We start from the raw sequence: 25685 nt of genomic DNA, 5'->3' as shown, positions 1-25685 counted from the left end.
ACTTAGCCCAAGCAAACGATAGAATTGCCCACAGTATAAGTAATAAGTGAGTTAATTTTGGAATTTACCGATTTAGACCTTGATGATGTGTTAGTTGGCGCAACTACTGAGTTTGGCTATAAAGCCCCAACTGTTATTCAAACACTTGCCATTCCACCTGCTTTGGAAGGTAGAGACATTTTGGCCAGCGCGCCAACAGGGACAGGTAAAACGGCAGCATTTGTATTACCAGCATTACAACACTTATTAGATTACCCACGCCAAAGACAAGCAGGGGTAAGGATCTTAATTTTATCGCCAACTCGTGAATTAGCCGAGCAAACTTACAAAGTTGCTAAAAGCTTTAGTGAATATTGTGATCTAACATGTGCCATCATTACTGGCGGGATTAATTATGGCAAGCACAAAGAAATCTCAGATAAAATTGTTGATGTATTGGTTGCCACACCAGGTCGATTAATGGAATACATAGAGAATGAAACCTTTGATTGTCGAGATATTGATTGGTTAGTGCTAGATGAAGCCGATCGTATGCTCGATATGGGTTTTAAACCTTTAATCACTAAGATAGGTGAAGAATCTCGTTGGCGTAAACAGACACTGCTATTCTCTGCTACTTTAGAAGGGAAAGGTGTCGACTCTTTTGCCGCAACCGTGTTAAAAGATCCAATTACAGTTACTGCTGATTCTCCACGTAAAGAAAAAGCTAAAATTCACCAGTGGATTCATTTAGCTGATTCTAAACAGCATAAATTCGATTTATTAGTCCATTGGCTTAACCAAGAAGAAGTCAAAAAAGCCGTTGTTTTCGTTAAAACCCGTGAAAGAGTTGACGAAATATCAGGCCAGTTAACTGGAGCGGGATTAGCCTGTTGTTGGTTACAAGGCGAAATGCCACAAGATAAGCGTCAAAAGTCGATTAAAGCCTTTACTACAGGGCACAGAAATATTTTGGTCGCGACAGATGTTGCGGCAAGAGGTATAGATGTTGATGACGTGACACATGTGATCAACTTTGATATGCCTCGCAGCGCAGATGTCTATGTGCATCGTATTGGCAGAACAGGCCGCGCTGGACGAAAGGGTACAGCTATCAATTTAATTGAAGCCCATGATATGGTTATTTTGGGTAAAGTTGAGCGATATATTAAAGAGAAATTGCAGCGCCGAGTAGTCAAGGGTCTTGAGCCTCAGCATAAGATCTCTAAAATTGCGCCGAAAAAGAAAAAGCCGAAAGTGCGTAAGTTAGTGCATAAGAAGCTCGTTGCGGGGAAAGCTAAAAAAGCAGCGAAAAAGCCGCTAAAAAGTCAACGACTGATAAGTAAAATAAAGTAACGGGTAAGGTACGTATAGTTCGCTATAGATTTTGTTATAGGGTCTAGATTTAGCGCATTAGCACTTTACTCGTTCTGATTTTATATGCCCTCAATATCCATTCAAACGAGTTAGACTTTTTAAGTTTTAAGTATTTCCCATATTGTAAACTTAACCTTTTTCAAAACGACCTTTCTCTTTTGGTTAGTGATGGGGCTATATATTCATAACTCATCCATTCACGTTTGTTATTTCGGTTGAAACGCTTGTTTCAAGCTAAGCGTATTGCCATTATCCTCGATAGGAATATAGTAAGCACGCGCTGTACTATGATTATTAGGGTAGTGCAACGCGAGTCTTAACTGTCCGGAAAAGTCTTCAAAAATCATGCCGTGCCCGCCGTTATAATCAAGTAAAGGCTCGGGGTCTTGCTTCCATGGGCCAGTCACTTTCCCTGATTCAGATCTTGCAATGCCAATCGTGTACTTGTTTTTGCTAAAGCTTGACCAAATCATAATCAGCTCATCACTTTTAGTTTTATGCAACCAAGGGCCATCAGTGATGTATCCATGAGGTCTAGTTTTACCTTTTGGCGCGAGTGAAGCTAGGCTGACAACCCAAGGTGCTTCAGTTGCTTTAAATAAAGTTTGTGGCTTGGATATCATACGAGATAAATCCTTACTCATTTTGACAGCCTCCATAGTGCCATCCGTTATTTGTGCCCATTCATGACAGAAGATCATCCAAGCTTGGTTGTCTTCTACCCATAATGAACCATCTAAAGCTAGCCAGTCTTCGGGTGTGGTTGGCCCAGGCGCTAATTTTTTAAACGGACCTATTGGTGTGTCTGCAACAAATATTTGAGTGCCGCGTTTGGTCAATGATTTGTCTTGCATCCTTTTGGCTTCTTGAGTTGCCATTAAAGTCACGAATAAATAATACTTACCTTGATATTTGTGCACTTCTGGAGCCCAAACGTCATCTTTTCCCCAACTATCAGCTTCTACTTGAAAAACAGGATAATTACTCGACCAATTTTCTAAATCTTTTGAAGTATGAACCCCTACGCCGACAGTAAAGCTGCCATCGCCTTTAGGGTACTCTCTAGCTGCATATAGGTAATAAGTTTGGCTGGTTTTATCCGCTAAGATAAATGGGTCTCGAACGTAAATATCTTCACGCCCAAGTGGATAACGTTCGCTTTTAGCTGCGGTTAAATGGGAGGGAAGTAAACTAATAATACCTATAAGTATCAAGATTAATTTGGAGTAAGACATAGTGCTAGCTTGTTGTTGAATGATTTCAAGATTTTATGGGTTTAGTCGCTAGGTGCAATTAGATTTGCATTAGTTAACACTTAGTTGGTTTTCTAGATTGAAGAAAATTGCCTTAATTTCCAGTCATAAAGCGTTTAAATAAATGCTAAACTAAGTTTAATTGAACAAATTTTAACGATTTTAATTTCATAGCAGGAGCTTAGATATGATGTATTTACTTGCAATATTGTTACCACCTATTGCTGTTTTAATTGCTGGCCGACCAATGCTGGCTTTACTGAATTTGGTTTTATGTTTTTGTTTGTATATTCCTGGTGTTGTGCATGCCATTTTTGTTGTGCATACCTCTAAAGCAGATAAACGTAATAAAGCGGTTATTGATGCAATCAAAAACAAGGACTAATCATGCTTAAATATGTCTTCGCTGCAATCATGTTTTGCAGTTTAACCGGTTGCCAAACAGCTTATTATTCAGCAATGGAAAAGGTTGGGATCCACAAGCGGGATATTTTGGTTGATAGGGTTAAAGATGCACAAGAATCGCAAACAGAAGCACAAGCTCAGTTTCAATCGGCTTTAGAGCAATTTCAATCTGTTGTTAGTTTTGATGGCGGTGAGTTAGAAGTCGTTTACAACGAGCTAAATGAGCAGTATTTAGATAGTAAATCTGCTGCTGAAGATGTCTCTAGCCGAATTGATAAAGTAGAATCAGTGGCCGAAGACCTGTTTGACGAATGGGAAGATGAGCTAGAGCAATACACTAATACAAAGCTCAAAGCACAAAGCTCAAAGCAGCTTACGGATACTAAAAGGCAGTACTCAAAATTAATTAAATCAATGCGTAAGGCTGAATCTAAAATGCAGCCTTTCTTATCTGCGTTAAATGATAATGTTTTATATTTAAAACATAACCTAAACGCAAAAGCGATTGGCGCATTAAAAGGTGAGTTAGGCAGTATCCAAAAAGACGTGAAAGCTTTAATTGCTGAGATTAATAAATCAATTGAGCAGTCTAATCAATTTATCAAAAGTTTAGAGTAAGCAGCTAGCTTGATTTGAATTTAAACGCACTAAGTTTAACGCTTGTGCGTTTTTTTTATGTCTGCTGTTTGAAAGTCTTCCTAATTTGTAATCCCTAATTGCTGAGTTTAAGTAAGTTTAAGCTGGCTACAAATAAATCAGGTTTTCTATCTCAAATCCTTTTTCCTTTGCCAATTTTTCAAATTGATACTTCACATTATCAGGTACTGTGGGTTTTCTTGATAATAACCACAGGTACTTGGTATTAAAACCAGAAACAGCTGCGTGCTGATAATCGTCATCTAAATAAAAAATCACGTATGAGGAATAGAAGGGGCCGAAAAATGATACTTTTAAATGCCCAGTCTGATCATCTTTAACAAAATAAGCTTTGCCTTGCGCAGTTGACCATTTTTGTTCTTTTTCTGAGAAACCTCGGTTGATGACGTTTACACCGCCGTCATCACGCATTGAGTATTCAGCTGTTACTTGGGTCAACCCTCTTTCAAAAGAATGGTCAAGGCGGCTTATTTCGTACCAAGTACCTAGATATTTTTCTAGCTGAAATTTATTCACAGGCTGAATATTGTCTGGTAAGCCGGTGCAAGAAGCCAAAAATAAGATTAGAGGCAGAAATATGGGTAATTTTGTTTTCAAAAGTGTCACCTGAATTTATCCAATATTAAGACTAGAGCCTCACAAACTCTAGCTCCTAACATATACATACTTTATAAACCCACAAGCAGATCATTTAGATCTAATTCTTAGATAAGTTGCAAATCTAGGTAAGCCACTGCTGGTGGTTCCGGTAAATTTATAAGTGATTATGCTGCCTATAGGTGGTGGGTTTGCTCTTTCGTCATCACTAAAACCCGACCCTATTTTGAATCTTTTTCCGCTTGGCATCTCAACTAAAATCGCACCAATTAAACCTGTATATTTTCCTTTTCCAGCTATATAGCTAATAACTTTGGCTTCGGCATCTTCAAATTGTTTAAGCTTAAGTAAGTCATTTGTCCTCTTGCCTCGATAGCGAGAACTGGCTAAATGCAGCATCAGTCCTTCAGCGCCAGAATTGACATACTGAGTTAAATATTCTTGTAACTCTGTATGGGTATCTAACTTAAATTGCTTAACGAGTTGGATATATCCATTCCCTTTTTGTGAAGGGAGTAGCTGTTTTAGTTGGCTTAGTCGCTGGTCAAAGCTGCCTTCATGGTTTGGTAAATCAAACACCATAAATGTGAGTTGACGCCAGTTTTCAATATCTTTGGTGGAACGCGTAATTGAATTAACAAGTTGGAAATTGCCTCTACCAGCCCAAAGTTCACCGTCTAAAGCTTGTGTTGGAAAATTTTGGGTAAAGTATTTTGGGGCAGGGATTTGATTTCCACTGCGCGTCCATAAAAATTGGCCATCCCAATACGCCCTGATGCCATCGTATTTTTCACTAATCCAATAATCATTTAGCTTGATATCTTGATGATAGTTTTTGGCTAGCATTAAATCTCTTGGCGCCGCTAGAGATTGAGTAAAAAACAATGTATAAAAAATACATAAAATAACTCGAATGAGTGGGATAGGTTGCATATAAAATCCTTTTTATAAGTGATTAAACCAGCATAGTTTAAAATGCTAAGTACAACAATTTTTGTCGCAATTTTAAGTTTAAACAATTACCCTAAGTTGATTCGATTTAGCCTGATCTAGGTTAAATTTGTTAGATGAGAGCGTGTTCTATCAACTCAATCTATGACCAAAGATCAACACGACCTGAGCACTTAAAGGAATAATTAAATGAAATTACTCGCTATTAGCACTGCGAAAAAGAAAACTATCCCTTTTGGAAAAAAAACAATTGAAACAGGGATCTTTAAACAAGCTGCCACGGGCCCAAAACAAGTATTCGCCGATCATATTGAAGGTGACGAACAAGCCGACTTGAAAAACCATGGTGGATTCAGTAAAGCCGTGTATGCATATGGCTTTCAACATTATCCCTACTGGCAAAAAGAACTTTCATTATCTGAAATGCCATATGGCAGTTTTGGTGAGAATTTAACCATAGAAACACTGGATGAAAACGAGTTTCATATTGGTGATAAATATCAATTAGGTGACACTGTGCTAGTCGTTAGTCAGCCTAGAGTGCCTTGCTTTAAACTCGGGATTAAATTTGATTTACCAACTATGCCTAAATTATTTTCGAAATCTTTGAAAACAGGCATTTATTTTTCGGTCGAAAAAACTGGAAAAATTGATATTGGAGATAGCTTTAGATTAATCGAAAAAGCAAAAGATTCTGTTTCAGTTCAAGCTTTGTTTGCTGCTTTTTTTCATCAACCAATTGAAGAATCTAAAAGCTTATTGACTAAAGCAACTAATATTTCTGGCTTATCACCAGAATGGCGTCAGCAAATTATCTCATATCTGGATAAATACAAAACTAACTAAAACACAAATGTATTGCTAGCCTACAAGGATACTAACAGCATGCGACTAGAAACCACCCCAAATTATAAATTACTTATACTTGGACCTATGTTGGCTGTTATTGCCGCCTTAGTTTCTGCTTGGTTAAATCAACCTTATGCGATAATAGCTACGATTGGCATTACAGTATTAACGGCGACTTGGTGGGTAACTGAAGCTTTACCGATTCCAGTCACCTCCATTTTACCGATTGCGCTTTTCCCTCTATTTGGCGTGTTAGATCATAAAACGGCTGCTTCTTCGTTAGGGAGTCATGTCATTTTGCTCTTGATGGGGGCGTTTATGTTGTCAAAAGCGGTTGAAAAAAGCGGGGTCCATAAGCGACTTGCATTAAACTTAATTAGTTTTTTTGGCGAGCAAAACCCAAAAAAAATACTGCTTGGCTTAATGATAACCTCAGCTGTATTAAGTATGTGGGTGAGTAATACAGCAACTACCTTGATGTTGTTACCTATTGTGCTAGCGATTATCAGTGGCGTTGACGATAAGCGCTTCGCCACTGTTTTACTATTAGGTATTGCATATGCGGCCAGTGTTGGCGGCATGGGGACACCCATAGGCACGCCTCCCAATGTGATTTTCTCAGCGGTTTATCAAGCTAATTTTAATCAGGAAATTGGCTTTATTGAGTGGATGAAAACCGCAACGCCCGTTGTTGTTATTTCCATTCCGTTAATGGCACTTTGGTTAGGAAGAAACCTAAGCTTAACTCAGAAAATTAACTTGCCTGTGGTTGGTCAATGGCAGCCTAGTGAAAAACGCGTTTTAGCTGTATTTGGGCTAGTGGCTTTGGCTTGGATATTTAGAAGTGAGCCTTTCGGTGGTTGGTCTGGCTTACTCAATTTCAGTAGCATTGGTGACAGTAGCATAGCTTTATTTGGGGTAGTACTGATGTTTTTAGTCCCAAGTGGCAACCATAGCAAAGATATGAACGCAGATACGAATCTTGAAAACAAATCGGAAAAATTACTAGATTGGAAAACCGCAACTGACATACCTTGGGGTATGTTACTGTTATTTGCGGGTGGTATTTGTGTCGCTAAAGCTTTTCAAGCAAGTGGTTTAAGTGCTTTATTAGGCGATTTACTTTCTGGTTTGTCATCTTGGCCTGTAATTATGATGATTTTACTGATTTGTTTGAGTGTCACTTTTTTAACTGAGATCACCAGTAACACAGCTACAACTACCTTGCTTATGCCGGTTTTAGCCGTTGCTGGAATTGCAGCCAATATAGATCCAAAATTACTTATGATCCCAGCAGCTATGAGTGCAAGCTGCGCCTTTATGCTGCCTGTTGCAACAGCTCCTAACGCAATTGTTTATGGCTCAGATAAGTTTTCTATTACGACTATGGTCAAAGAAGGGGTTGTGCTTAATTTTATGCTTGCAGTGATCATTTCTGCTGTAGTTTATTTAACGGTTTAAAGCTATCGAACTTAAACCGTTAAAAACGCTCTAGATAAACTAAGACTGAGTAGACTCTCTAATAACAAGTTGAGGCTGAAAGCTTATAAATTGCTCTGTGCTGTCACCTTGAGTTGATGGCCTCAAGTTTTTAAAGAGTAGTTCAGCTGCTTGGCTTGCTATTTCTTGAGTGGGTTGAGCTGCAGTGGTTAATTTTGGCCAGGTTTGACGAGAGAAGGGGTTATCCTCGAATCCGGCGATAGCGACATCTTTAGGCACATCTAGCCCTAACAATCTGGCTGAAAAGAGGGCGCCAGCCGCTATTTCATCGTTACAGGCAAATATTGCGCTCGGTTTACTTACTCCAGACATTACTCTTTTGCATGATTCAACGCCAGATTCAAACGAATATCGACCGGCTAACATTAATCCTGATTCTATTTTTATGTTAGCTTGGGTTAGTGCGTCGATATAACCTTGGCGGCGCTCTTGGGAAGAGTTGTGTTCTTCATCACCTCCAAAAAACGCAATTTTTTGGTGTCCCTGTTCAATTAAGTGCTGAGTAATTTGGAAAGCGGCACTTCTGTCATCGACAAAAACGGATGGTGTGGTTACCTTGGAATTAGCATTGCCAGATAATATCCTAACGAGTTTAATTCCTTTTTCTTCAAGACTTTGAATGATATCCGTCATCTCTGATAATGGTGGTGTGAGCAATAGCCCAGACATTCTCGAATGCTTGACCATTTCAACTAGCTCATCCAGCAAATTTTCTGATTTAGAGTTAATCGGGTGGATTAATAACTCGTAATGATTGGCACGGCAAGCATCGAGAATACCTTGTTGCATATCAATTACATAATAAGCATTTGGGTTATCATAGACAAAGCCGATCACATAAGATTTAGTGCCGGCTAAGCTTCTCGCTGATTGATTAGGTTGATATTTTAGTTGGTCAATCGCTTGCTGTACTTTTTCTTTCGTACTTTGTCTTACGCCCGTTTCATTATTGGTGACCCGAGAGACAGTTTTTATCGAAACACCAGCCAGTTTGGCGACATCATTTATCGTTGCTTTCATCGCTTTTAAATCGGTCATTTGTAATATTAAGTCTATATTGGCATTATTCTATAATTAAAAATATTATAATTTATATTGACAGCGTTGTCATATTATACTGGGATAGTAATAATAAAGACATTAATTGAGAATCAAAGTGACAGAACTCAAGCAAGTCGTGCAAGATTATTACCTAGGAATAGTTCCTTTACTTGCGGTTCAAAAATTTTATATGGGCATATCGCCCATATTGGTTTCACTTGGTTATAATCCAGATGCACCTGTTGTTTTAAACAAAGTAACGCGGACTTAATAATGAATACGAAAAAATTCCATGCTCAAAAGATGTTTACAGGCTCACAATGGCTAGACTCTCAAGTTATCACTGTTGAAAATGGAATTATTTCATCTATTCAAGACGCAGTTGAACCTTTAGATAGCGATGTTCAGCCGATTTCAGGCAGCTTAGTTGCTGGCTACATCGACATCCAAGTCAATGGCGGCGGTGGGGTTTTGTTTAACAACCAACCTGAGCTATCTACATTAGTTGCTATGGTTAAAGCACATAGTCAATACGGCACAACTGCTATGTTACCAACTGTCATAACCGATGAATTATCGGTTATGACACAAGCTGCAGATGCTGTGAGCCAAGCAATTTCAAGCCAAACACCTGGCATTATCGGAATACATTTTGAAGGCCCTCACTTATCAATTAAAAAGAAAGGGGTGCATCCTGCTGAGTCTATTCGTGAGCTATCCGAAGCTGAAATGGCGATCTTTAAGCGGGATGATTTGGGGATTAAGCTAATCACTATCGCTCCTGAAAATGTATTACCGGCACAAATAAAACAGCTGGTTGAAGCTAATGTCATTGTTTGTTTAGGCCATTCATTTGCTGACTTTGATACTACGAATAAGGCAATTGAAGCCGGTGCGACGGGTTTCACTCATTTATATAATGCAATGTCTGGATTAGATAGCCGACAACCTGGAATGCTAGGTTCAGCTTTGTTAGCAAAAGAAACTTACAGCGGTATTATTTTAGACTTACTCCATGTCCATCCTGCTTCAGCCAAAATTGCTTGCCAAATTAAAGGCATAGATAAAATGATTTTGGTTACTGACGCGATGGCATTAATCGGTAGTGAGCAAACTGAGTTTGAGTTATTTGGTGAAACAGTCGCATTAAATGGTAATCAATTAAACATAGAAACAGGACAGTTAGCGGGTTCACATTTAACCATGGAAGAGGCAGTGTTAAATGCAATTAAATATTTAAACTTGCCATTGGAAGATGTGTTAAATATGGCGAGTTTAAATCCTGCGCAATTTCTAAAGCAAAGTAAAATTAGAGGACAGATTCAAGTTGGCGCGAGTGCTGATTGGGTCGTGCTCGATTCGCACAATTGCATCAGTCAAACTTGGATTGCAGCTGAACAAGTTTTTCCTTTAACATAAGTTAGGGAAATGAAATTAGCTACTTTAGATCGGACAATCGTACATCTTTTTTCTTAACAGGGCAGGGCAATCGTAGTGTTTCAGGAAATTTGGGAGCGTGTCGGTGATTAAGTCGTGCTGCGTATGCTGGCGGCTAAAAATGAGGAACGTGAACTTTTGCCCATCCACTTTTTATGTGTGTAATTGCGTAGTTCGGCCTTGAATTTAATCCACATAAGCACTACAGATTGTATTGCCAGATGTTGTGGGTTTAAAACAAGTTTCCGGCTATTGCAGAGACTTTAGTCACGCAACCAGAACCCAAAGACGTGTTAAATCAATTTTGGCAAAAAATAGGCTTTAGTAAAACTGAACTTACTTTAGGTATTTTCGCTGCTATATCTGCGACAATAGCGACTTATAGCCTGTTGTTTGCGATTGGCGCTTGGCTATATACTGATGTCTCTTTATTCGCTATTTTAATTTTTATCTCAACCGTGACAGGCTTTGTTTGTTACAAGTTGACGAAGAAAGCGATGTAAGCGATTCTGGTTAAGTGCGAGCTAAAATGTGGCAGTTGAGCAGGCGTGGATTAGCAAAAAATTTAAAGCTAATCTAAAGCTTCTGCGCCATGTTCGGCTCTCACCATATTGATATAGGCTTGTAAGCTGATGCTTTCGCTAGTACTAAATGTTTGATTGGTATTAGCTAAGTTTAAAATTCTGTCTAATCTAAATAACCTATAATCTTGTCGTTTGGTGCACCAAGCGACAAGTGTCCAAGTTTTCCCCCAATAGATCATGCCTAAAGGCCAAACCTGGCGCTGTGTTTGGTTACCTTTCTCATCTTGATAATTGAGTTGAATGACTTGAGTTTGTTTAATTGCATTTGAGATAAGCTCGCTGCAAGTTTGATATTCAATACTGTTAAATCTAGGGATTATCATCCATTCGGGTTGCTGCACCGAGGATTGGTGCAATTTGTCTGGTAAAACTGCATGTATTTTACTTAGTGCAGAAGATGCGGCTTTTGCCATGCCTTGATTACTCCAACTTTGAACCATGCGTACACCTAGCAATAAAGCTTCAATTTCTGCTTCATCGAACATAATAGGCGGAATGGTAAAGTTGGGCTTTAACCTATATCCAACGCCAGCTTCTGCTTCAATTGGAATGCCAGATAAAGAAAGTGCTTGTATATCACGATAAATAGTCCGCTCAGAAACCTCTAATATTTCTGATAACTGAGCGGCAGTAACAACGGAGCGTTTGCTACGCAGCAGGGTTAGTATTTGAAATAGTCGCTCTGCTTTACGCATTTTTCACTCCGGATTAGTTGTACTTAGGCTGATTCTACCTGACAACTTGCAGTTTCTGAAATGGCCGTCATGTGCTTCATTTTCACAGACTCCATGTCCGTTATGGCCATTAAGGCTTTTCCTGCTGTATCTTGGCAAAATGCATCGGCTGCTTTTTTAGCTAACTCCATATTTTGCCAGTAAGCGATATCAAAGTAAGTGCCGGTTTCATCTTGGCTCATTGATCGATAATAAAAGCCTTCCTGAGCGGACAAAAATTCATTTACAGCTTGGTTTATCTCTTCTAGTTTCTCTGCTGCTACTGATTGGTTTAATTTATAGCTAACGATTTCAATTGCTGTTGTTGTCATGACTTTTCCTTAGTTATTAAATATTGTTATTCAAATAGTTACCTAAAATAGTTATTAAAAATTTAGGTTCATTTAAGTTGGAAACTTAGCTTGATTAGCTAAGTTAAAGTCATTCTAAAGTAGGGCTACTGACAGCCTTATGTCAGGAGTGATTAAAAATATTTCTGGGTATTCAGGTTAAATAAGTTGCCAGCTCTACAAATACAAAACGGTGCGACTTTTGATAGTCAGCACCGTTTTTGAAGAAGCGTTAAGTAAAATTTAGCTTAAGCTTGCCAGATTAACTCGGCTTCTAGTTGCTTTTTAATTTTTTCTACATCTTCGCCCTTGTTACCCACATAGACGAAATCAGCTGTTTTAAAGCGGCTACCTTGGCCGGTGTAATATTGGTCGCTAAAGTTTGGAATTTCTTTTACATCGACCACTTTAGGCATTATAAAAACACTGACCTTACCATGCTCACCATCTGTGATTAGGTGTAAGGCTTTAATAGTTCCCATTTGACAAAAATTAGCTGAATAAATGTGGCCGACTTTTCGGTTGAGTTCGCCACCGAAGCTGGCTAATTTAGCATTTACTTCTGTTAAGCTGACATTTAAGTCTAAATTTTCATAGATATTTGTCTCATGGTGAACATGATCTAGCATTAAATCGACAAAAGCCGGCTGAGGATTAACCCCATTAGTTTGATAAATATTTAAACTAATGCCTATTGCAAAGGCAACCGAGGCTGCAATCGCAATATAAGCTTTCGTCTTTGATTTATTACTGCTTGTTTGTGTCTCTAACGCTTGCTTGAATAAAATCTTGCTCGCCAAATCTTCGGGCACATCTATTTTTAATGCATCTTCAATTTGTTTATCAAATTGCTGCATATCTTCGGCAAATTTTCGTTTAGCAGGGTCTTGAAGCATAACTTGCTTTAATTCGCTGTCCTGATGTTTAGGATCAGCGTATATGCGGCGTCTGAATTCTAAATCATCCATTTGAGGACCTCTCTGAAATAGTCGTCTTTTCCATTGCATCCTTTAACATATTTCTGGCACGGAAAAGTCTTGTCATAACTGTGTTTTTATTTAAATTGAGCTCAGTGGCAATCTCATCACCACTGTATCCACCGATTACCTGCATGATTAAAGGTTCTCGGTATTCAGTTGGTAATACGCCTATTTGTTTACGTAGCCAGTCTTGCTCGGTTGAAACCTCATGGCTGGCATTAATATCATCAGCAACAGGCGTTTCTTCGATATCAACAGTATCAAATTGCTTACGCTCAAACCGACGTGCATTCTCGCGGCGTAAAATTGTAATTAGCCAAGACTTAACCGCTTTCTCATCGTTTAAGCTGTCTAAACTACGCCATGCACGTAAAAAAGTTTCTTGTACGACATCTTCGGCAATATGTTGGTCGCGAATTAACCAATAGGCATAACGATACATATCTTTATGATATGCCTGCACCAAAGTTTCGTATTTTTTTTGTTTATCTACCATGTCTTTATTGACCTGGTTTTTTCGTTTTTTCTTTCGCACAAAATCAACAATCATGTTGAAACCTTATAAATATTGGCGGAAAAGACAGATATTTCAGAGCAATAGGGTATTTTAAAAAATGTAAAAGAACAACATCCCCTAATGCTCTACGTTGCAGTCTAGAGCTAAATCTGAGTTATGGTGAGTTAGATTCGGCTTGCAAACTTAGCCCATGTAAACTTAGTTCGAATCAAATTATAGGCTACTGTTGTTATCAGAGCTAATTGCAGTAGCCTTTGTGGTTAAGGATTTAATTTAGCAAGCTGATTTGTATTTGAAGCGCTCGTTAAGTTTTCTTGCCTTAATTGAGTTAACACTTGGCTTAGTTTTCCGGCTTGCCAGTCTTGACCTTGTGCTGCAAATTTAGCGGCTTGCATGGCTGCTATTTCTTGCTCAACTTGGTTATTTGCTAGCTTAACGATTGCTTGATGCATATTGGTGACCGATAGATCTTGGCTAAAGGCTTGTACCCAAATAGGTAAATGCTGCTGAATCGCTTGCCTATCCGATTTTTTACAGGCTTTCAATAGACGAGAGAAAGCGAGTTTTTCGTTATTAGAGCGGGTGGTTTGATCATCTTCAGGACTTTGTTCTGCTTTTTTCCGCTTAACGACACTTGTGACGATCCAAGTTAAGCTAGTCGTCAACCAAAGCACTAAAAAGCAAAGCGCCAAATAATTTAAGTGCCAAGGTTTATTTACGTACTCTATTTGAGTTTCTACCAGTGAGCTTGGCTGGGCTGGCGAGGTATTAGTTGGTGAATTAGCCGGCACTTGGTTTGTTAGGGCGCTTTGTTGTTGTAATTCTGGATTGGCAATGACAGTAATGGTTCGAGCAGGTATGCGAGTTGTTTCCATTTTTTCTGTTTTAGTGTTCCACCAGTTTATCTTGATTTCTGGTAATTCAACCTCGCCCATCTGCATAGGTACAATTGCCGCACTTTCTATTCGTTGTGAGATAATTTGGTTATCCCTTTCACTGGAATGTGTATCTGCTTGGTCTGGATAGACTTTTAAACTAGCAGGGTAGTTAGTCATTAATTCTGGCAGTTGCTCGGCGCTAACATCTAAAGCGGTTAAAGTCAGAGTCCGGGTGATAGGTTCACCTAGTTTAAACTCAGTTTGATTTGGTTGGATTTCGTCATTAAGCATGACAATTTCAGACGGTAGCCAATGGCCTGTGTAATCGTTAGGGATCGCTTTAACGGTTAACTGAGTCGAATCACCTGTGCGAGTAATGGTTTTAGTTCGGTTAACAAAATATTGGCTGCGTCTACCGTCGGCAACTTCGGCCTGAAATAACGGGCTTTCAATCACAAAATCACCACTGCGTTGAGGTGTGATTTTATAACTTCGTTCAATTAGTCGATAGCGGATCCCGTTTAGTATCTTGTCTATTTCTCTATCTTTACCTTGCTGCTCAACTAAAGCACCTTCAATTTTAGGCTCAGTTAAGCTACCGCTTGTCATTTGGATTTGGTTAGAGATATGCAGCTTTACTGTGTAGGTAACTTGTTGTTGTAACCAAACTTCTGATTGGCTTAATTCAGATTCTATGAAAATATCTCTTGCTTGGTTAGCCGCAGCATTAGCCGCTTGCACCACATTAAGTTGTATTGGTTGAGACTTAACCCCTTGATATTCAAAACTTGGAATCACAAAGCTACCTGTATTTTTAGGTATGAGACGAGTGGTAAAGCTAGTGATTCGAGTGGTTGTTGTATTGACCATTCTTGTTTGGCTACTAATTGAAGTCCCTAACACTCTGAAGTCTTTCTCCAGAACAGAAAAATCAAATGCATTGTTGGTTATATTGTCGTTGGCACTTAAGGTGAACTCTACAGACTCATTTACTGTAACTGGGTTATGACTGACACTGGCCGTGATTTGAGTCACAGCTCGTGCTTGAAAGGTCGATACCAATAAACTGAAAGCACATAATAAAAAAAGATTACGAATTACCACGACTTAGTTACTCCTGTTGGTGGCTGGCTATGACGACGTTTTTTGTATTCTAGTTGCATTTTTCTTCGTAATAGATACGAAGGGTCATCTTCAACTTTATTGAGTAGTTGTTGTATCACTTGCTGCTCTTCTTGTGCTTGGCGTTCTTCTTCGGTTAACTCCCGAGCTTGTGCAACTTGCTGTTGCTGAGCTTCTTCTTGCTCTGCATTTTGTTCAGCCTCTTGTTGTTCGGCTTGGGCCGCTTGTTGTTGAGCTTGGCGTTCTGCTTCTTTATCTTTTTCTCTTTGCGCTTTAGATTGGCGCTGGCGTTCTTCCTGTTCAGCTTGATCTGACTGAGACTCGTTCCCTGTTTGATTTTGTTGTTCAGCGTTTTGCTGCTGTTGGTCGCTGTTTTGTTGTGATGAATTTTGCTGGTTTTGTTCATCACTTTGCTGATTATTCTGATCTGAGTTTTGTTGGTCTTGACTCGAATTTTGTTGCTCGGAATTTTTCTGATCCGAATTCTGTTGATTCTGTTGTTCAGAGTTTTGCTGGTCAGAGTTATTCTGATCGCCATTTTGTTGGTTTTTCTGATTTTCTTGCTGCTGTTTTAATTGCTCTGCAAGTTGTTTATTTTGTTGAGCGGGTGCAAAATCTGGGCGCTGCGCTAATGCTTGGTCAAAAGCCTCAATAGCTTCGTCTAACTTACCTAAATTGGCTAAGGCGTTGGCTTTATTATAAAGCGAATCCGCATCGTTTAGGCCTTGATAAGATTCCACTGCCGCTTCGTAGTTACCTTGCTTAAATTGTGCAGCCGCCTTTAGCTTTTGGCTCGCCGCTATACTTTCGGCACTTTGATAATCTTCCGATTTAAGCGCTTGTTGCGCGCGCTGATCTGCCGTTTGCCATATATTATCTAATATATTGGCTTCTACCTTTTGCGGTTGTAGGCTAAACCCTAAGGTAATTAATCCTAGATAGACTAAGCCTCGTCTAAAGGCATAAGCTGCAAATGGCAGAATTAAAATGACTAACCAAGGACCAGACTCTAGCCATCGATCACCAAAGGCAGCTTGTTCTTCAGATTCTTGCTGTTTGATTTGTTCAGATTTTTCTACTTGAGAAATTAAATTATTAATATCGGTATCATCAGGTGTAATGGCTTGAAACACACCTTTGCTGGTATTGGCCAAATTAACTAGTAGCTGGCTATTTAATTTAGGAATGACTATGCCGCCACTGTTATCTTTTAGTAATTCCCCACTCGTTAGCTTAATTGGCGCGCCTGTGTCAGTGCCGACACCTAAAATCAGTAATTTATATTGGGTGCCTGCAAGTAATTTACTGATCCTATTCGCTTCATTATGCTCAATACCATCGGTTAACCAGAATATTTCGCCTTGAAGATAACCTGCGTTTTGCAGCAGTTCGATTGATTTTGACACGGCTAGTTCTGCATCACTGCCGAATACCGGCATGAGTTCAGGAGATAAATTAGGTAATAAACTGATGATGTTATTATTATCTGGTGTGAGAGGGCTTAAGGTAAAAGCATCACCAGCATAACCAATTAAACCTAGATCGCCTTCTTGGATTTTTCTAGCAATTTCAATGGCTTTAAACCTTGCCATTGTTAGCCTATTTGGTTTGATGTCTTCCGCTCTCATAGATAAAGACAAATCAAATAAAATGACCTTTCCTGATTCGATTTGATACACAGGTTGTGGGCGCTTTTCCCAAGTTGGACCCGCTAGTGCTGTGATGATAACTAACCAAACGCTTGCTATTAACCAAATTGGCAGCGCGCCAGCTTTATCTTCCCCAACTAAAACATGTTTAGCTAAGTGGCTCGGGATTAATTTTTGCCACCCAGATTGTTTGACTTTGTAATGTCTAAGTGCCCATAAGCTGATTAATGCTGGCAAAATAGCAATAAACCAATAAGGGCGTAAAAAATGAAAATCAGCCATTCACTTTACTCCGAGTCATGCTAGATTTTATGCTACTAGACCAAATGGATATCGCAGGTGATAGCGCCATTATTAGACTAAGCAAAAAGGCGAAACTAAGCGGCCAAAAGAATAGGGCAGTTAGTGGTCGCATTTGCTGTGCATCAGATTCAATTGGTTCTAGTTGGTCTAATATTTTGTAGATGCTAGATAAATCACCCGCATCTCTGGCTCTAAAATACTTACCGCCAGTTTCTTCGGCTAAAGTCGTTAACATAGCTTCATCTAGATCCGCTGAAGGGTTATGTCGTCTAGTGCCGAAAAAGCTTCTGACTAGCATTTCATCCGCACCCACGCCAATCGTGTAAATTTTAATACCTTGTTTTTTAGCAAGCTCTAATGCTTCTAGTGGCTCTAAATTACCTGAGGTGTTTTGGCCGTCGGTTAATAGAATTAGAATTTGATTGCTTTCTGCTTTGGCTTCAAACCTTTTCGCAGCAAGGCCAATTGCATCACCTATGGCGGTTTTATCGCCGACTAATCCTATGATGCTTTCATCTAGCATTTGGCCTATGGTTTTACGGTCAAAGGTCAGTGGGGTTTGTAGATAAGCAGTATCTGCAAATAAGATTAAACCTAATCTGTCTCCTTTACGACGCTCAATAAAATCTTCCATCACATATTTAACCATGACTAAACGGTCGACTTGTTGATTGCCTATTTGCATATCTTCTTGTTTCATCGAGCCAGATAAATCAACGGCAAGCATTAAATCTCGGCCTTGAGTCGGTAAATTGATAGGTTCGCCAAGCCATTGTGGTTTGGCCGCTGCACAAACTAATAGTAACCAGATTAAACTTGCCAAAATTAAATTGAGTTTGGACTTTTGACTTGCGACTTCATCTTGCTGCAATTGATGCATCGCCAGCAAAGGTGCTTTTAATGATGCCGATTGGCTTTGTTTAGCTGCAGGCAAAAACCTAAATAAAATCGGTAAAGGCAAAAATAAAAATGCCCAGATCCAAGCAAACTCAAACATGGCCGACCTCTTGTTGATCCATCATTTGGTTTGATGAGGTGTGTGTTGCGAGTTGTTGCATGACTTTGTTCTTTGTACTTGAAGAGACAGGTAACACTTGTTTTAAGTAATTCGTAACTAAGGCTTTATCTGCATTTGTTACTTTTTTATCTGCTTGATATAAGCCAGACAACAGAGTATTAAATTGAGTTTGATATTCAGCTTGTTTGTTCTCTGGTAAAAGTGAGATTAATAAGGCTTGCCATTTTTCGCCATGTAAAGACGCAATTGAATAACGCGGTAAATAACTCATTAATGCTCGTTTTAGTAAAGAGTTTAAGCTGATTAATGAGCTTGCTTGTTCTAATTGCTTAATTTGAGCGAGCGCTTGTTGTTTAGCAATGCGTAGCTTGTATTGTTTTATGAGTAATTGACAGCTGAAGAACAGTGCTACTAATGCAATTAGAATAACTAGCCACCAACCCCAAGCGAGTGGCCACCAAGTTGAAACTTCTGGCATTTGGATATGCTTAAATGCCGCAAGCGGATCTTGAGCTTGATCTGGCATCATTTAAACTGTTCCTCTAATGGAATCGCCGCTGAAATATCAATAAGTTTGCAACGGCAAGCTTGTAATTTTTGTTGTTGGGCCTGCATAAATTTTAATGCTTCCTGTTGGTAAGATGCTGCATTTTTGGCATCTCCCAAAATGATCTGACCGATTTTTTCTTGATGGCTAACTTGTAACGACTGTTTGATGTTGCTGCTTGGCAGGCTCAGCTCAAGTGGATCGTAGATGCGATAAGTCTTTAATTCACAGTGTTGGCTGATTTGTGATAAATGCTTAACTGCGGCATCCGTTAAATTTTGGAAATCACTGATTATCACCACCATACTGCCGGGTTTAGCTAGCCTTCTAATTCTTGCACAGGCATCCGTGAAGTTGGTTTGTGCTGCTTCGGCTGTTGGTTTACTGAGCGCATCTAATGCATGGATATACTGCAGCACGCCAGCTTGTCGGCTTCTTGGTTTTAACTCCATATGCTGATTTTGATTAAAGACTAAACCGCCCAAGCGATCGCCTCTTTGTTTGACATTCCAGCCGATTAAAGCGGCTAAATGTGCCGCTTGAACCGATTTATATAAAAGTTGACTACCAAATTGCATACTCTCGCCTAAATCAGTTAGAACGAAAACCGGACGTTCTCTTTCTTCCCTAAACAGCTTGGTATGGGTTTTCCCGGTTCTGGCGGTAACTCGCCAGTCAATCATTCTAACGTCATCACCGGCTTGATAATGTCGCACTTCATCAAATTCCATGCCTCGACCTTTAATGGTCGAAACATAGTTTCCAGCTAGTTGCGCCTGTAAGCCTTTTTTTGGTGATAGATTGAGTAACGCAGTTTTACCACGGTAATAAACTAGTTCTGGTTTAGCTATTGTGACGCCGTTAGACGAAACCTGTGTTAACCAATTAAGGTGCGATTGATTCATAAGACTCGCTATCGATTATTTTAGGTCGTTAAACTAAGGAACCGCAACGAGCGTTAAAATATGATTTAACACTTGAGTTGGTGTGATTCCATCAGCTTCAGCTTCATAACTTAATAATAATCTGTGGCGTAATACATTATGGAATACAGCTTGGATATCTTCTGGCGTCACGAAATCGCGTCCAGCTAACCAAGCTTTGGCTCTAGCACATTTATCTAATGCTATGGTTGCCCTTGGTGAAGCACCGTATGCTAACCATTGAGCAAGTTTTGCATCATACTTTGCTGGTTCACGCGTGGCGATAATGAGGTTGATTAAATATTCCTCTAGCTCATCCGCCATGGCGATGGATAAAACCTCTTTGCGCGCAGCAAAAATATCAGGCTGAGTGAGTTCGGTCGGTAATTCAACTTTTTCAGATAATGCTTCACCACGGGTTAGACGTAATACATCTCTTTCTGTTTTTGCATCAGGGTAAGAAATGTCTAAGTGCATTAAAAAACGGTCTAACTGAGCTTCAGGTAATGGATAAGTACCTTCTTGCTCTAATGGATTTTGAGTCGCCATAACTAAAAAAAGCTCAGGCAATTTGTAGGTTTTTTTGCCGACAGTGATTTGTTGTTCGGCCATCGCTTCTAACAAGGCGGATTGAACTTTAGCCGGTGCTCTATTTATTTCATCAGCCAAAATCATGTTATGAAATAGTGGACCTTGTTGAAATTGGAAAGTCCCATCTTCTGGGCGATAGATATCTGTCCCTGTCAAATCGGCAGGTAATAAGTCCGGCGTAAATTGGACACGATGAAAATTACCTTGGATACCTTGAGCCAGCGCATTAACCGCTCTAGTTTTGGCGAGTCCAGGAGGCCCTTCAACTAATAAATGGCCGTCTGCAAGCAGAGCAATTAGCATACTTTCTGTCATAGCGGATTGGCCTATGACTTGGCTATCTAAATATTTTTTAAGTTCAGTAAATTTTTCTACAAGCATAATATTCTTTTTATTCGTTAATTAGTGACGCTAATTCAATCATTGTTCGATATCATTCATGCTATCCGTTGAAGCACAGATGCTTTGGTTTATGATTACAGATTGATACTGACAGTTAAGTTTATATAAGGTTCAATCTAGAAATAACAAGTTTGAGAAATGAAAAAATTAACAAGTTTATTAACAACTTCTGATACAGGTGACTTAGCTCAATCGTTTCCAGCTAACTTTGATTCAAGTAGCGAAATATTAATTTTAGGGAGTATGCCAGGGCGAATATCGCTAGCACAACAAGCCTATTATGCACACCCAAGAAATGCATTTTGGCCTATCATGGCTAACTTGTATGAATTTGACTTAAATTTACCTTATCCAGAAAGACTTAAGTGTCTTGCCAGCCATAAAATTGCATTATGGGATGTGATGGCTGAGTGTGAAAGAAAAGGTAGTTTAGACTCTGATATTAAATCCGATACTATTATTCCAAACGATTTCAACTGGTTATTCCAGCAAGCACCTAATTTACGCAAGGTTTGTTTTAATGGCCAAAAAGCGGCGCAGGTTTTTAAGCGTCATGTCATGAAAAACTTAACCCAAGCTGAGCAAATTCAATTCCATGTGCTTGCCTCCACTAGTCCTGCATATGCTGCGCTAAAGTTTCAGGATAAGCTTGCCCAATGGAAAGCTGTTTTAGTTTAGCTTTTATCCTTAACCTGATGTAATGGTCTCCTCCCACATTCGGCATCAACGTACCATGATTGAATTGCAAATTTACCAATTTATTTTCGCCACTATGCTTAGACCAATAGAGATCTATTTACTATCATAATGAGTATCATGATAATTTAGCTAATGGGTATATTATGAATTCACCTCAAGCTTTTCCATGGACGATTGATGCGCATAAAACATTTAAGCCATTTTTGGTGGGATTATTTGTAATTTCTATCATTTTTGCGTTCTTTTATGACACTTGGATTGAGCTTTTTGTCATAGGTTTACCCGCTTTAGTTATTCCCTTTCTGCTGATAAATATTGCTCCTAACTCTTTTTGGTCTCGTCATTCTGTCGCCATGAGCGCAATGATCTTTAGTGCATTAAATATCCATCAAATGCAAGGGTTGATTGAGATTCACTTTAGTATTTTTGCTTATTTAGCCGCTATGGTGTTTTATCGAGATTGGCGTGTGATAGTCACTGGGGTTGTCGTCGTTCTAATTTACCATGTAATGTTTTTTGTCATGCAAATACAAGCTATCCCTGTGTATTTATTCGAAGCTGGACATTTAGATTTTAACTACCTTGTGCTACATGCTTTTTATGCAATTCTGGAAGGTTGTATTTTGGTCTATATATGTATTCGAATGCATACCATGGGGATAATCGGCGCAGAATTACAGCAAAATATTGAACAAAAAATGGCGAATGAAGATGCGGTTCAACTCAGTATTAAAGCTCAAACATACGGTGAAATTAAAGTTTTAGTTCAATACAATGAGTTGTTTGAATATATTGATGGTTTTGTGACACATTCTAGGCATGCAGTCGGCGAACTTGAATCTGGATCGCAGCAGTTAAAACAAAGGATTGATAACATAACTGAAATGAAAGATCAGGAAAGTGTCCATACAGATTCTATTGCCGCATCAACTGAACAAATGTCGTCTGCGATAGGAGAGGTTGCTGATAGAGCAAATAAAGCCAATGCTAAGGCGATTGCAACCTTAGAAATGGTTAACTTAACCGAAGCAGCAGTAAAAGAGTCTAAACAAAGAATCAATACATTTGAGAAAACCATTCGAGAAACAAGTTCGGAAATTTCTCAGTTGAGTGACTCATGTAAAGAGATCACCTCAGTCGTGGATGGCATTCAGGCAATCGCAGAGCAAACCAATTTACTGGCTTTAAATGCTGCTATTGAATCCGCTCGAGCGGGGGAGCACGGCCGTGGGTTTGCTGTTGTTGCTGATGAGGTACGTCAACTGTCTTTTAGAACAACAGAAAGTACAGGCAAGATTACACAAATCATGAATGATTTACTGACTAAATCTAATAGTTCGGTTTCTGCTATGCAAAGTTCTTTGGTGCAATTAGAGCAAATGCTAGAAAGCAGCGCACAAGTTGAAAATTACATAGAAAATGCAAGTCTTTCAGTTCAAGAAGTGTCAGAGAATATTGAACTCGTTGCAACGGCAACCGAGCAAAAGGCCGCTTCTGCCCATACTATTGCGCTGTCAGCTGGAGACGTTAAAAAAATATCAGATGAAGAGCGATTGGTTTTAATTGAAATCGCCCGAACGACAACAGAGCTTCATAATTTAACGGATACTTTACGACGTGCGATCGCTAGATTTGGGTAATGCTATTATTGGTGGAGTGATTTTTATTTGGCTGTTTGCCACAGGCATCGCATTTTATTTTTTTTCTCAATCATCCATTGAATGGTTTGATGCTAAAGGTCAGCTACTCGCGATTCAAAGCAATCAAACATTACAATCGGAATATGAGACTAAACTTGCAGACACGCTAATTGGCGAATTTGGCCAACTGAATAATAGGGTGTTTCACATATCTGATGAAGACTGTAGCTGTAATCGACTAGCAGAGCCACATAAAGCCGAGCTAGATAGCTGGTTTAAAGATAAAGGTTTTCAGACAAGTGAATTACCGCTAGCCGTTTTGAAATCACTTTTACCTGCTTCGCCAGCTGTGATTGTGTTTGATAAAAATGGTCAGTTAACTTATTTAGGACCTTATTCGTCTGGTTATTTATGTAACAAAGAGAATAGTGTGGTTGAATTAGCTGTTGCGCCGAGTTTGCAGATAGATGATTTACCTGCCGTTATTAATAGCCAAGCCCAAGGCTGCTTTTGTATTAATTCCCCAAGCTAGCCGCCACTCTTTTGTTCTCTTTCTTTTTATTAACCCTTAACAATTTATGCTTTAATGAAAAGAATATCTTTTTGCTTAAAAATCACATAAAAATTTACGCGCTAGTGAAAAATTATAAATAGATTTATTAATATTAAATAAACTATGTAATATTAGTCATACTAATAAATCACTTCTCTAATAAATATAATGAAAAATAGAATCTATTTAAGTTTAAGGCATGTTGTTTTATGCCTAATTTTAGCATCTGGATATCCTCAATTTGCTCTAGCAACTGACACTGTTGAATCTGCTGGTGTATCTAATGAGCGATTACAGCGATTAACTAATCAACTCAATCAATATGTAGATAAACAACAAATATCAGGCGCAACCATTATTGTTAAGCGCCGTAACCAAACCCTATACCATGCCGCTTTTGGTATGCAGGATATTGAAAATAAAATACCGATGGAAAAAGATAGCTTGTTTCGAATTGCCTCACAAACCAAAGCGCTAGTGAGTGTTGGTATTATGATGTTACAAGAGCAGGGTTTGCTCTTGTTAAATGAGCCAGTGGATAAATATTTACCTGAATTTAGTCAAACCTATGTTGCCGTTGCTAATGGTGAACAAGGTTACCATGTGGTTCCTGCAAATCGTAAAATTACAATCCGTGATTTATTATCCCATACCGCAGGGATTGGGTATCGCTCTAAACTTGCAGCAAAAGCATGGAAAGACGCTGGCATAGTAGGCTGGTACTTTGCTGAACGTAAGGTCACAATGCGTGAAACCGTTAAAACGATTGCAACTTTGCCGCAAAATAACCATCCGGGAGAAGCGTTTGATTATGGATATGCTACAGATATTCTAGGCGTCGTAATTGAAGAAATAACCGGACAAAATTTAGCTCAATTTATTGCTCAAAATATTCTTGAACCGTTAAAAATGCAGCATACTTTCTTTTATGTTCCTAATCATAAAGCCAATAAATTAGCTGCTGTATATTCCTCATCAGAAGCTGGGGTGATTAGAGCGCCAGAGCGAAAAGGTATGGTTAGCCAAGGCAATTACCTTAGTACGGCTGGCGTAGCTTACTCAGGTGGAGCAGGGCTTGTTTCAAACGTTGCTGATTATGCGAAGTTTTTGACTGTGTTATTGAATCAAGGCGAATTTAATGGCGTACGCTTATTATCAAGAAAGTCAGTGGAGCAAATGAGGGTAAATCATATTGGTGATATACATTACTCGGCTGGGCGGAGTTTTGGGCTAGGTTTTGCTATCACTGAAGATATCGGACAAACGGGAGAATTAGGCTCTAACGGCGAGTATGGTTGGGGTGGTGCTTATCATTCTTCCTATTGGATTGACCCTGCCGAAGAACTGATAGTTGTGTATATGACGCAGTTACTTCCTGCAAAAAATATTGATGATCACCAAAAAATTCGAAGTTTAATCTATCAAGCTATTATTGATTAATCGAATCTCAATTGATTATATTTAGTTGGTAAAATTTAAATGATCCAAAAAAAATAAGCGCAATTTTGCGCTTATTTTTATCATTTTAATATTTAAACATGACCTGTTTAAGCACGACCAGTGAATTTGCTCTCAGTTGTGTTTATTTTGATTTTATCGCCGGTAGAAATATGCTCAGGAACTTGAACGACTAATCCAGTCGTTAAGGTTGCAGGCTTAGTTCTTGCGCTGGCAGATGCACCTTTAATTGATGGTGCTGTTTCTTCAATTACAAGTTGAACTATAGTTGGTAGCTCAATTGCCACTGGGCTTTCACCAATTATAACTACTTGAATGCCTTGTGTTTCTTCGTTGACAAATAATATCTCTTCAGCAATTGCATCTTTATTTAAGTGGTATGGCGTGTAATCTTCATTATCCATGAACACATACTCGTCACCATCAACATACGAGAACATAGCATCACGACGAGTTAAATCAGCAAAATTAAGCATGTCGACATCTTTAAATGTCTCGTCAACTTTTGCGCCGGTTACGACATCATATAAGCGCATTCTATATAAGCTACCGCCTGCTCGACCTTGCGGCACAGAACGTACTATATCTCTTACCATCATAACGCGACCATTGAATTCAATCGCGGCATTCTTTTTAATTTCACTTGCCTTTGGCATCAGTTTATTCCTTAAATAATTTTATGAGGAAAATAGCAGAAATTTTGCCGCTAACC

Annotated in this window: 27 protein-coding genes; 12 read left to right on the top strand and 15 right to left on the bottom strand. The window is 39.0% G+C overall.

Annotated elements, in window-relative coordinates; translation table 11 throughout:
- The first annotated feature begins 57 nt into the window (after window positions 1-57).
- Window positions 58-1335 carry an ATP-dependent RNA helicase SrmB gene (gene srmB / locus XM47_RS07495; protein ID WP_048691257.1) on the top strand — a complete coding sequence of 426 codons (1278 nt, stop codon included), beginning with the start codon at window positions 58-60 and terminating at the stop codon, window positions 1333-1335.
- 227 nt (window positions 1336-1562) lie between these two features.
- Here srmB and XM47_RS07490 read toward each other — a convergent pair whose 3' ends face one another.
- Window positions 1563-2591 carry a glycoside hydrolase family 43 protein gene (locus XM47_RS07490; RefSeq protein WP_048691255.1) on the bottom strand — a complete coding sequence of 343 codons (1029 nt, stop codon included), beginning with the start codon at window positions 2589-2591 and terminating at the stop codon, window positions 1563-1565.
- 205 nt (window positions 2592-2796) lie between these two features.
- Between XM47_RS07490 and XM47_RS07485 the strand changes: the two genes are divergently transcribed.
- Entirely contained in the window at window positions 2797-2994 is a 198-nt protein-coding gene (locus XM47_RS07485) for a YqaE/Pmp3 family membrane protein (RefSeq protein WP_048691254.1), read from the top strand.
- A 2-nt stretch (window positions 2995-2996) separates the two neighbouring features.
- Window positions 2997-3632, top strand: coding sequence for a DUF2959 domain-containing protein (locus XM47_RS07480; RefSeq protein ID WP_048691252.1), 636 nt, complete (start codon window positions 2997-2999; stop codon window positions 3630-3632).
- A 126-nt stretch (window positions 3633-3758) separates the two neighbouring features.
- On the opposite strand, the gene XM47_RS07475 is transcribed toward XM47_RS07480, so the two are convergent.
- Complete coding sequence (locus XM47_RS07475) at window positions 3759-4268, bottom strand: lipocalin family protein (protein ID WP_048691250.1); 510 nt, start codon at window positions 4266-4268, stop codon at window positions 3759-3761.
- A 90-nt stretch (window positions 4269-4358) separates the two neighbouring features.
- A complete protein-coding gene (locus XM47_RS07470) occupies window positions 4359-5201 on the bottom strand; it encodes a DNA ligase (RefSeq protein ID WP_053084526.1) in 843 nt (280 codons plus the stop codon).
- Window positions 5202-5408: 207 nt separating this feature from the next.
- On the opposite strand from XM47_RS07470, the gene XM47_RS07465 reads away from it, so the two are divergent.
- Together XM47_RS07465 and XM47_RS07460 are read left to right on the top strand one after the other, a co-directional pair.
- Window positions 5409-6065, top strand: coding sequence for an MOSC domain-containing protein (locus tag XM47_RS07465; protein ID WP_048691248.1), 657 nt, complete (start codon window positions 5409-5411; stop codon window positions 6063-6065).
- Window positions 6066-6104: 39 nt separating this feature from the next.
- Window positions 6105-7529: an SLC13 family permease gene (locus tag XM47_RS07460; protein WP_048691246.1), complete on the top strand. Its 1425-nt coding sequence runs from the start codon at window positions 6105-6107 to the stop codon at window positions 7527-7529.
- Between the two features lie 39 nt (window positions 7530-7568).
- Here the strand turns inward: XM47_RS07460 and XM47_RS07455 are convergent, their stop codons facing one another.
- Entirely contained in the window at window positions 7569-8606 is a 1038-nt protein-coding gene (locus XM47_RS07455) for a LacI family DNA-binding transcriptional regulator (protein WP_342669141.1), read from the bottom strand.
- Window positions 8607-8724: 118 nt separating this feature from the next.
- Between XM47_RS07455 and XM47_RS19110 the strand changes: the two genes are divergently transcribed.
- The 3 genes from XM47_RS19110 to XM47_RS07445 all read left to right on the top strand — a co-directional run bounded on the left by XM47_RS19110 (window position 8725) and on the right by XM47_RS07445 (window position 10549).
- The gene (locus XM47_RS19110) at window positions 8725-8880 is read left to right on the top strand and encodes a hypothetical protein (RefSeq protein WP_154665748.1); all 156 of its coding nucleotides are present in this window, start codon (window positions 8725-8727) and stop codon (window positions 8878-8880) included.
- A gap of 2 nt (window positions 8881-8882) precedes the next feature.
- A complete protein-coding gene (gene nagA / locus XM47_RS07450; RefSeq protein ID WP_048691242.1) occupies window positions 8883-10028 on the top strand; it encodes an N-acetylglucosamine-6-phosphate deacetylase in 1146 nt (381 codons plus the stop codon).
- A 308-nt stretch (window positions 10029-10336) separates the two neighbouring features.
- Window positions 10337-10549 (top strand): hypothetical protein, encoded by a 213-nt coding sequence (locus XM47_RS07445; RefSeq protein WP_048691240.1) that lies wholly within the window; start codon window positions 10337-10339, stop codon window positions 10547-10549.
- A gap of 68 nt (window positions 10550-10617) precedes the next feature.
- Here XM47_RS07445 and XM47_RS07440 read toward each other — a convergent pair whose 3' ends face one another.
- The 10 genes from XM47_RS07440 to XM47_RS07395 form a co-directional block, all read right to left on the bottom strand.
- Window positions 10618-11325 carry a helix-turn-helix transcriptional regulator gene (locus XM47_RS07440; protein WP_048691239.1) on the bottom strand — a complete coding sequence of 236 codons (708 nt, stop codon included), beginning with the start codon at window positions 11323-11325 and terminating at the stop codon, window positions 10618-10620.
- A gap of 23 nt (window positions 11326-11348) precedes the next feature.
- The gene (locus XM47_RS07435) at window positions 11349-11675 is read right to left on the bottom strand and encodes a hypothetical protein (RefSeq protein WP_048691237.1); all 327 of its coding nucleotides are present in this window, start codon (window positions 11673-11675) and stop codon (window positions 11349-11351) included.
- A gap of 266 nt (window positions 11676-11941) precedes the next feature.
- The gene (locus XM47_RS07430; RefSeq protein WP_048691235.1) at window positions 11942-12661 is read right to left on the bottom strand and encodes a DUF3379 family protein; all 720 of its coding nucleotides are present in this window, start codon (window positions 12659-12661) and stop codon (window positions 11942-11944) included.
- A complete protein-coding gene (locus XM47_RS07425) occupies window positions 12654-13223 on the bottom strand; it encodes a sigma-70 family RNA polymerase sigma factor (protein ID WP_048691234.1) in 570 nt (189 codons plus the stop codon). Before XM47_RS07425 ends, XM47_RS07430 begins: the two co-directional genes overlap by 8 nt.
- A 227-nt stretch (window positions 13224-13450) precedes the next feature.
- Window positions 13451-15103, bottom strand: a complete 1653-nt coding sequence (locus XM47_RS07420; RefSeq protein WP_172656510.1) for a BatD family protein — start codon at window positions 15101-15103, stop codon at window positions 13451-13453.
- Window positions 15104-15165: 62 nt separating this feature from the next.
- Window positions 15166-17121 (bottom strand): VWA domain-containing protein, encoded by a 1956-nt coding sequence (locus XM47_RS07415; RefSeq protein ID WP_048691229.1) that lies wholly within the window; start codon window positions 17119-17121, stop codon window positions 15166-15168.
- A complete protein-coding gene (locus XM47_RS07410) occupies window positions 17114-18139 on the bottom strand; it encodes a vWA domain-containing protein (protein WP_048691227.1) in 1026 nt (341 codons plus the stop codon). The genes XM47_RS07415 and XM47_RS07410 overlap by 8 nt, the downstream gene beginning before the upstream one ends.
- Entirely contained in the window at window positions 18132-18689 is a 558-nt protein-coding gene (locus XM47_RS07405; RefSeq protein WP_048691225.1) for a DUF4381 domain-containing protein, read from the bottom strand. Before XM47_RS07405 ends, XM47_RS07410 begins: the two co-directional genes overlap by 8 nt.
- Window positions 18686-19612, bottom strand: a complete 927-nt coding sequence (locus XM47_RS07400; protein ID WP_048691224.1) for a DUF58 domain-containing protein — start codon at window positions 19610-19612, stop codon at window positions 18686-18688. Before XM47_RS07400 ends, XM47_RS07405 begins: the two co-directional genes overlap by 4 nt.
- Before the next feature lie 33 nt (window positions 19613-19645).
- Window positions 19646-20602 (bottom strand): AAA family ATPase, encoded by a 957-nt coding sequence (locus XM47_RS07395; RefSeq protein ID WP_048691221.1) that lies wholly within the window; start codon window positions 20600-20602, stop codon window positions 19646-19648.
- Window positions 20603-20761: 159 nt separating this feature from the next.
- Between XM47_RS07395 and XM47_RS07390 the strand changes: the two genes are divergently transcribed.
- From XM47_RS07390 to XM47_RS07375, 4 genes are all read left to right on the top strand, one after another.
- Window positions 20762-21301, top strand: a complete 540-nt coding sequence (locus tag XM47_RS07390; RefSeq protein WP_048691219.1) for a DNA-deoxyinosine glycosylase — start codon at window positions 20762-20764, stop codon at window positions 21299-21301.
- Between the two features lie 164 nt (window positions 21302-21465).
- On the top strand, window positions 21466-22962 hold the full coding sequence (locus XM47_RS07385) for a methyl-accepting chemotaxis protein (RefSeq protein WP_048691217.1): 1497 nt from the start codon (window positions 21466-21468) through the stop codon (window positions 22960-22962).
- Complete coding sequence (locus XM47_RS07380) at window positions 22940-23494, top strand: DUF6436 domain-containing protein (protein WP_149865476.1); 555 nt, start codon at window positions 22940-22942, stop codon at window positions 23492-23494. Before XM47_RS07385 ends, XM47_RS07380 begins: the two co-directional genes overlap by 23 nt.
- Before the next feature lie 189 nt (window positions 23495-23683).
- Entirely contained in the window at window positions 23684-24955 is a 1272-nt protein-coding gene (locus XM47_RS07375) for a serine hydrolase domain-containing protein (RefSeq protein WP_048691213.1), read from the top strand.
- A 107-nt stretch (window positions 24956-25062) separates the two neighbouring features.
- On the opposite strand, the gene efpL is transcribed toward XM47_RS07375, so the two are convergent.
- Window positions 25063-25629, bottom strand: a complete 567-nt coding sequence (efpL, locus tag XM47_RS07370; RefSeq protein WP_048691212.1) for an elongation factor P-like protein EfpL — start codon at window positions 25627-25629, stop codon at window positions 25063-25065.
- Window positions 25630-25685: the final 56 nt, after the last annotated feature.

The organism is Catenovulum maritimum (assembly GCF_001050375.1).
Taxonomy (GTDB): Bacteria; Pseudomonadota; Gammaproteobacteria; order Enterobacterales; family Alteromonadaceae; genus Catenovulum; species Catenovulum maritimum.
This window is presented reverse-complemented; position numbering and strand designations above follow the sequence as displayed.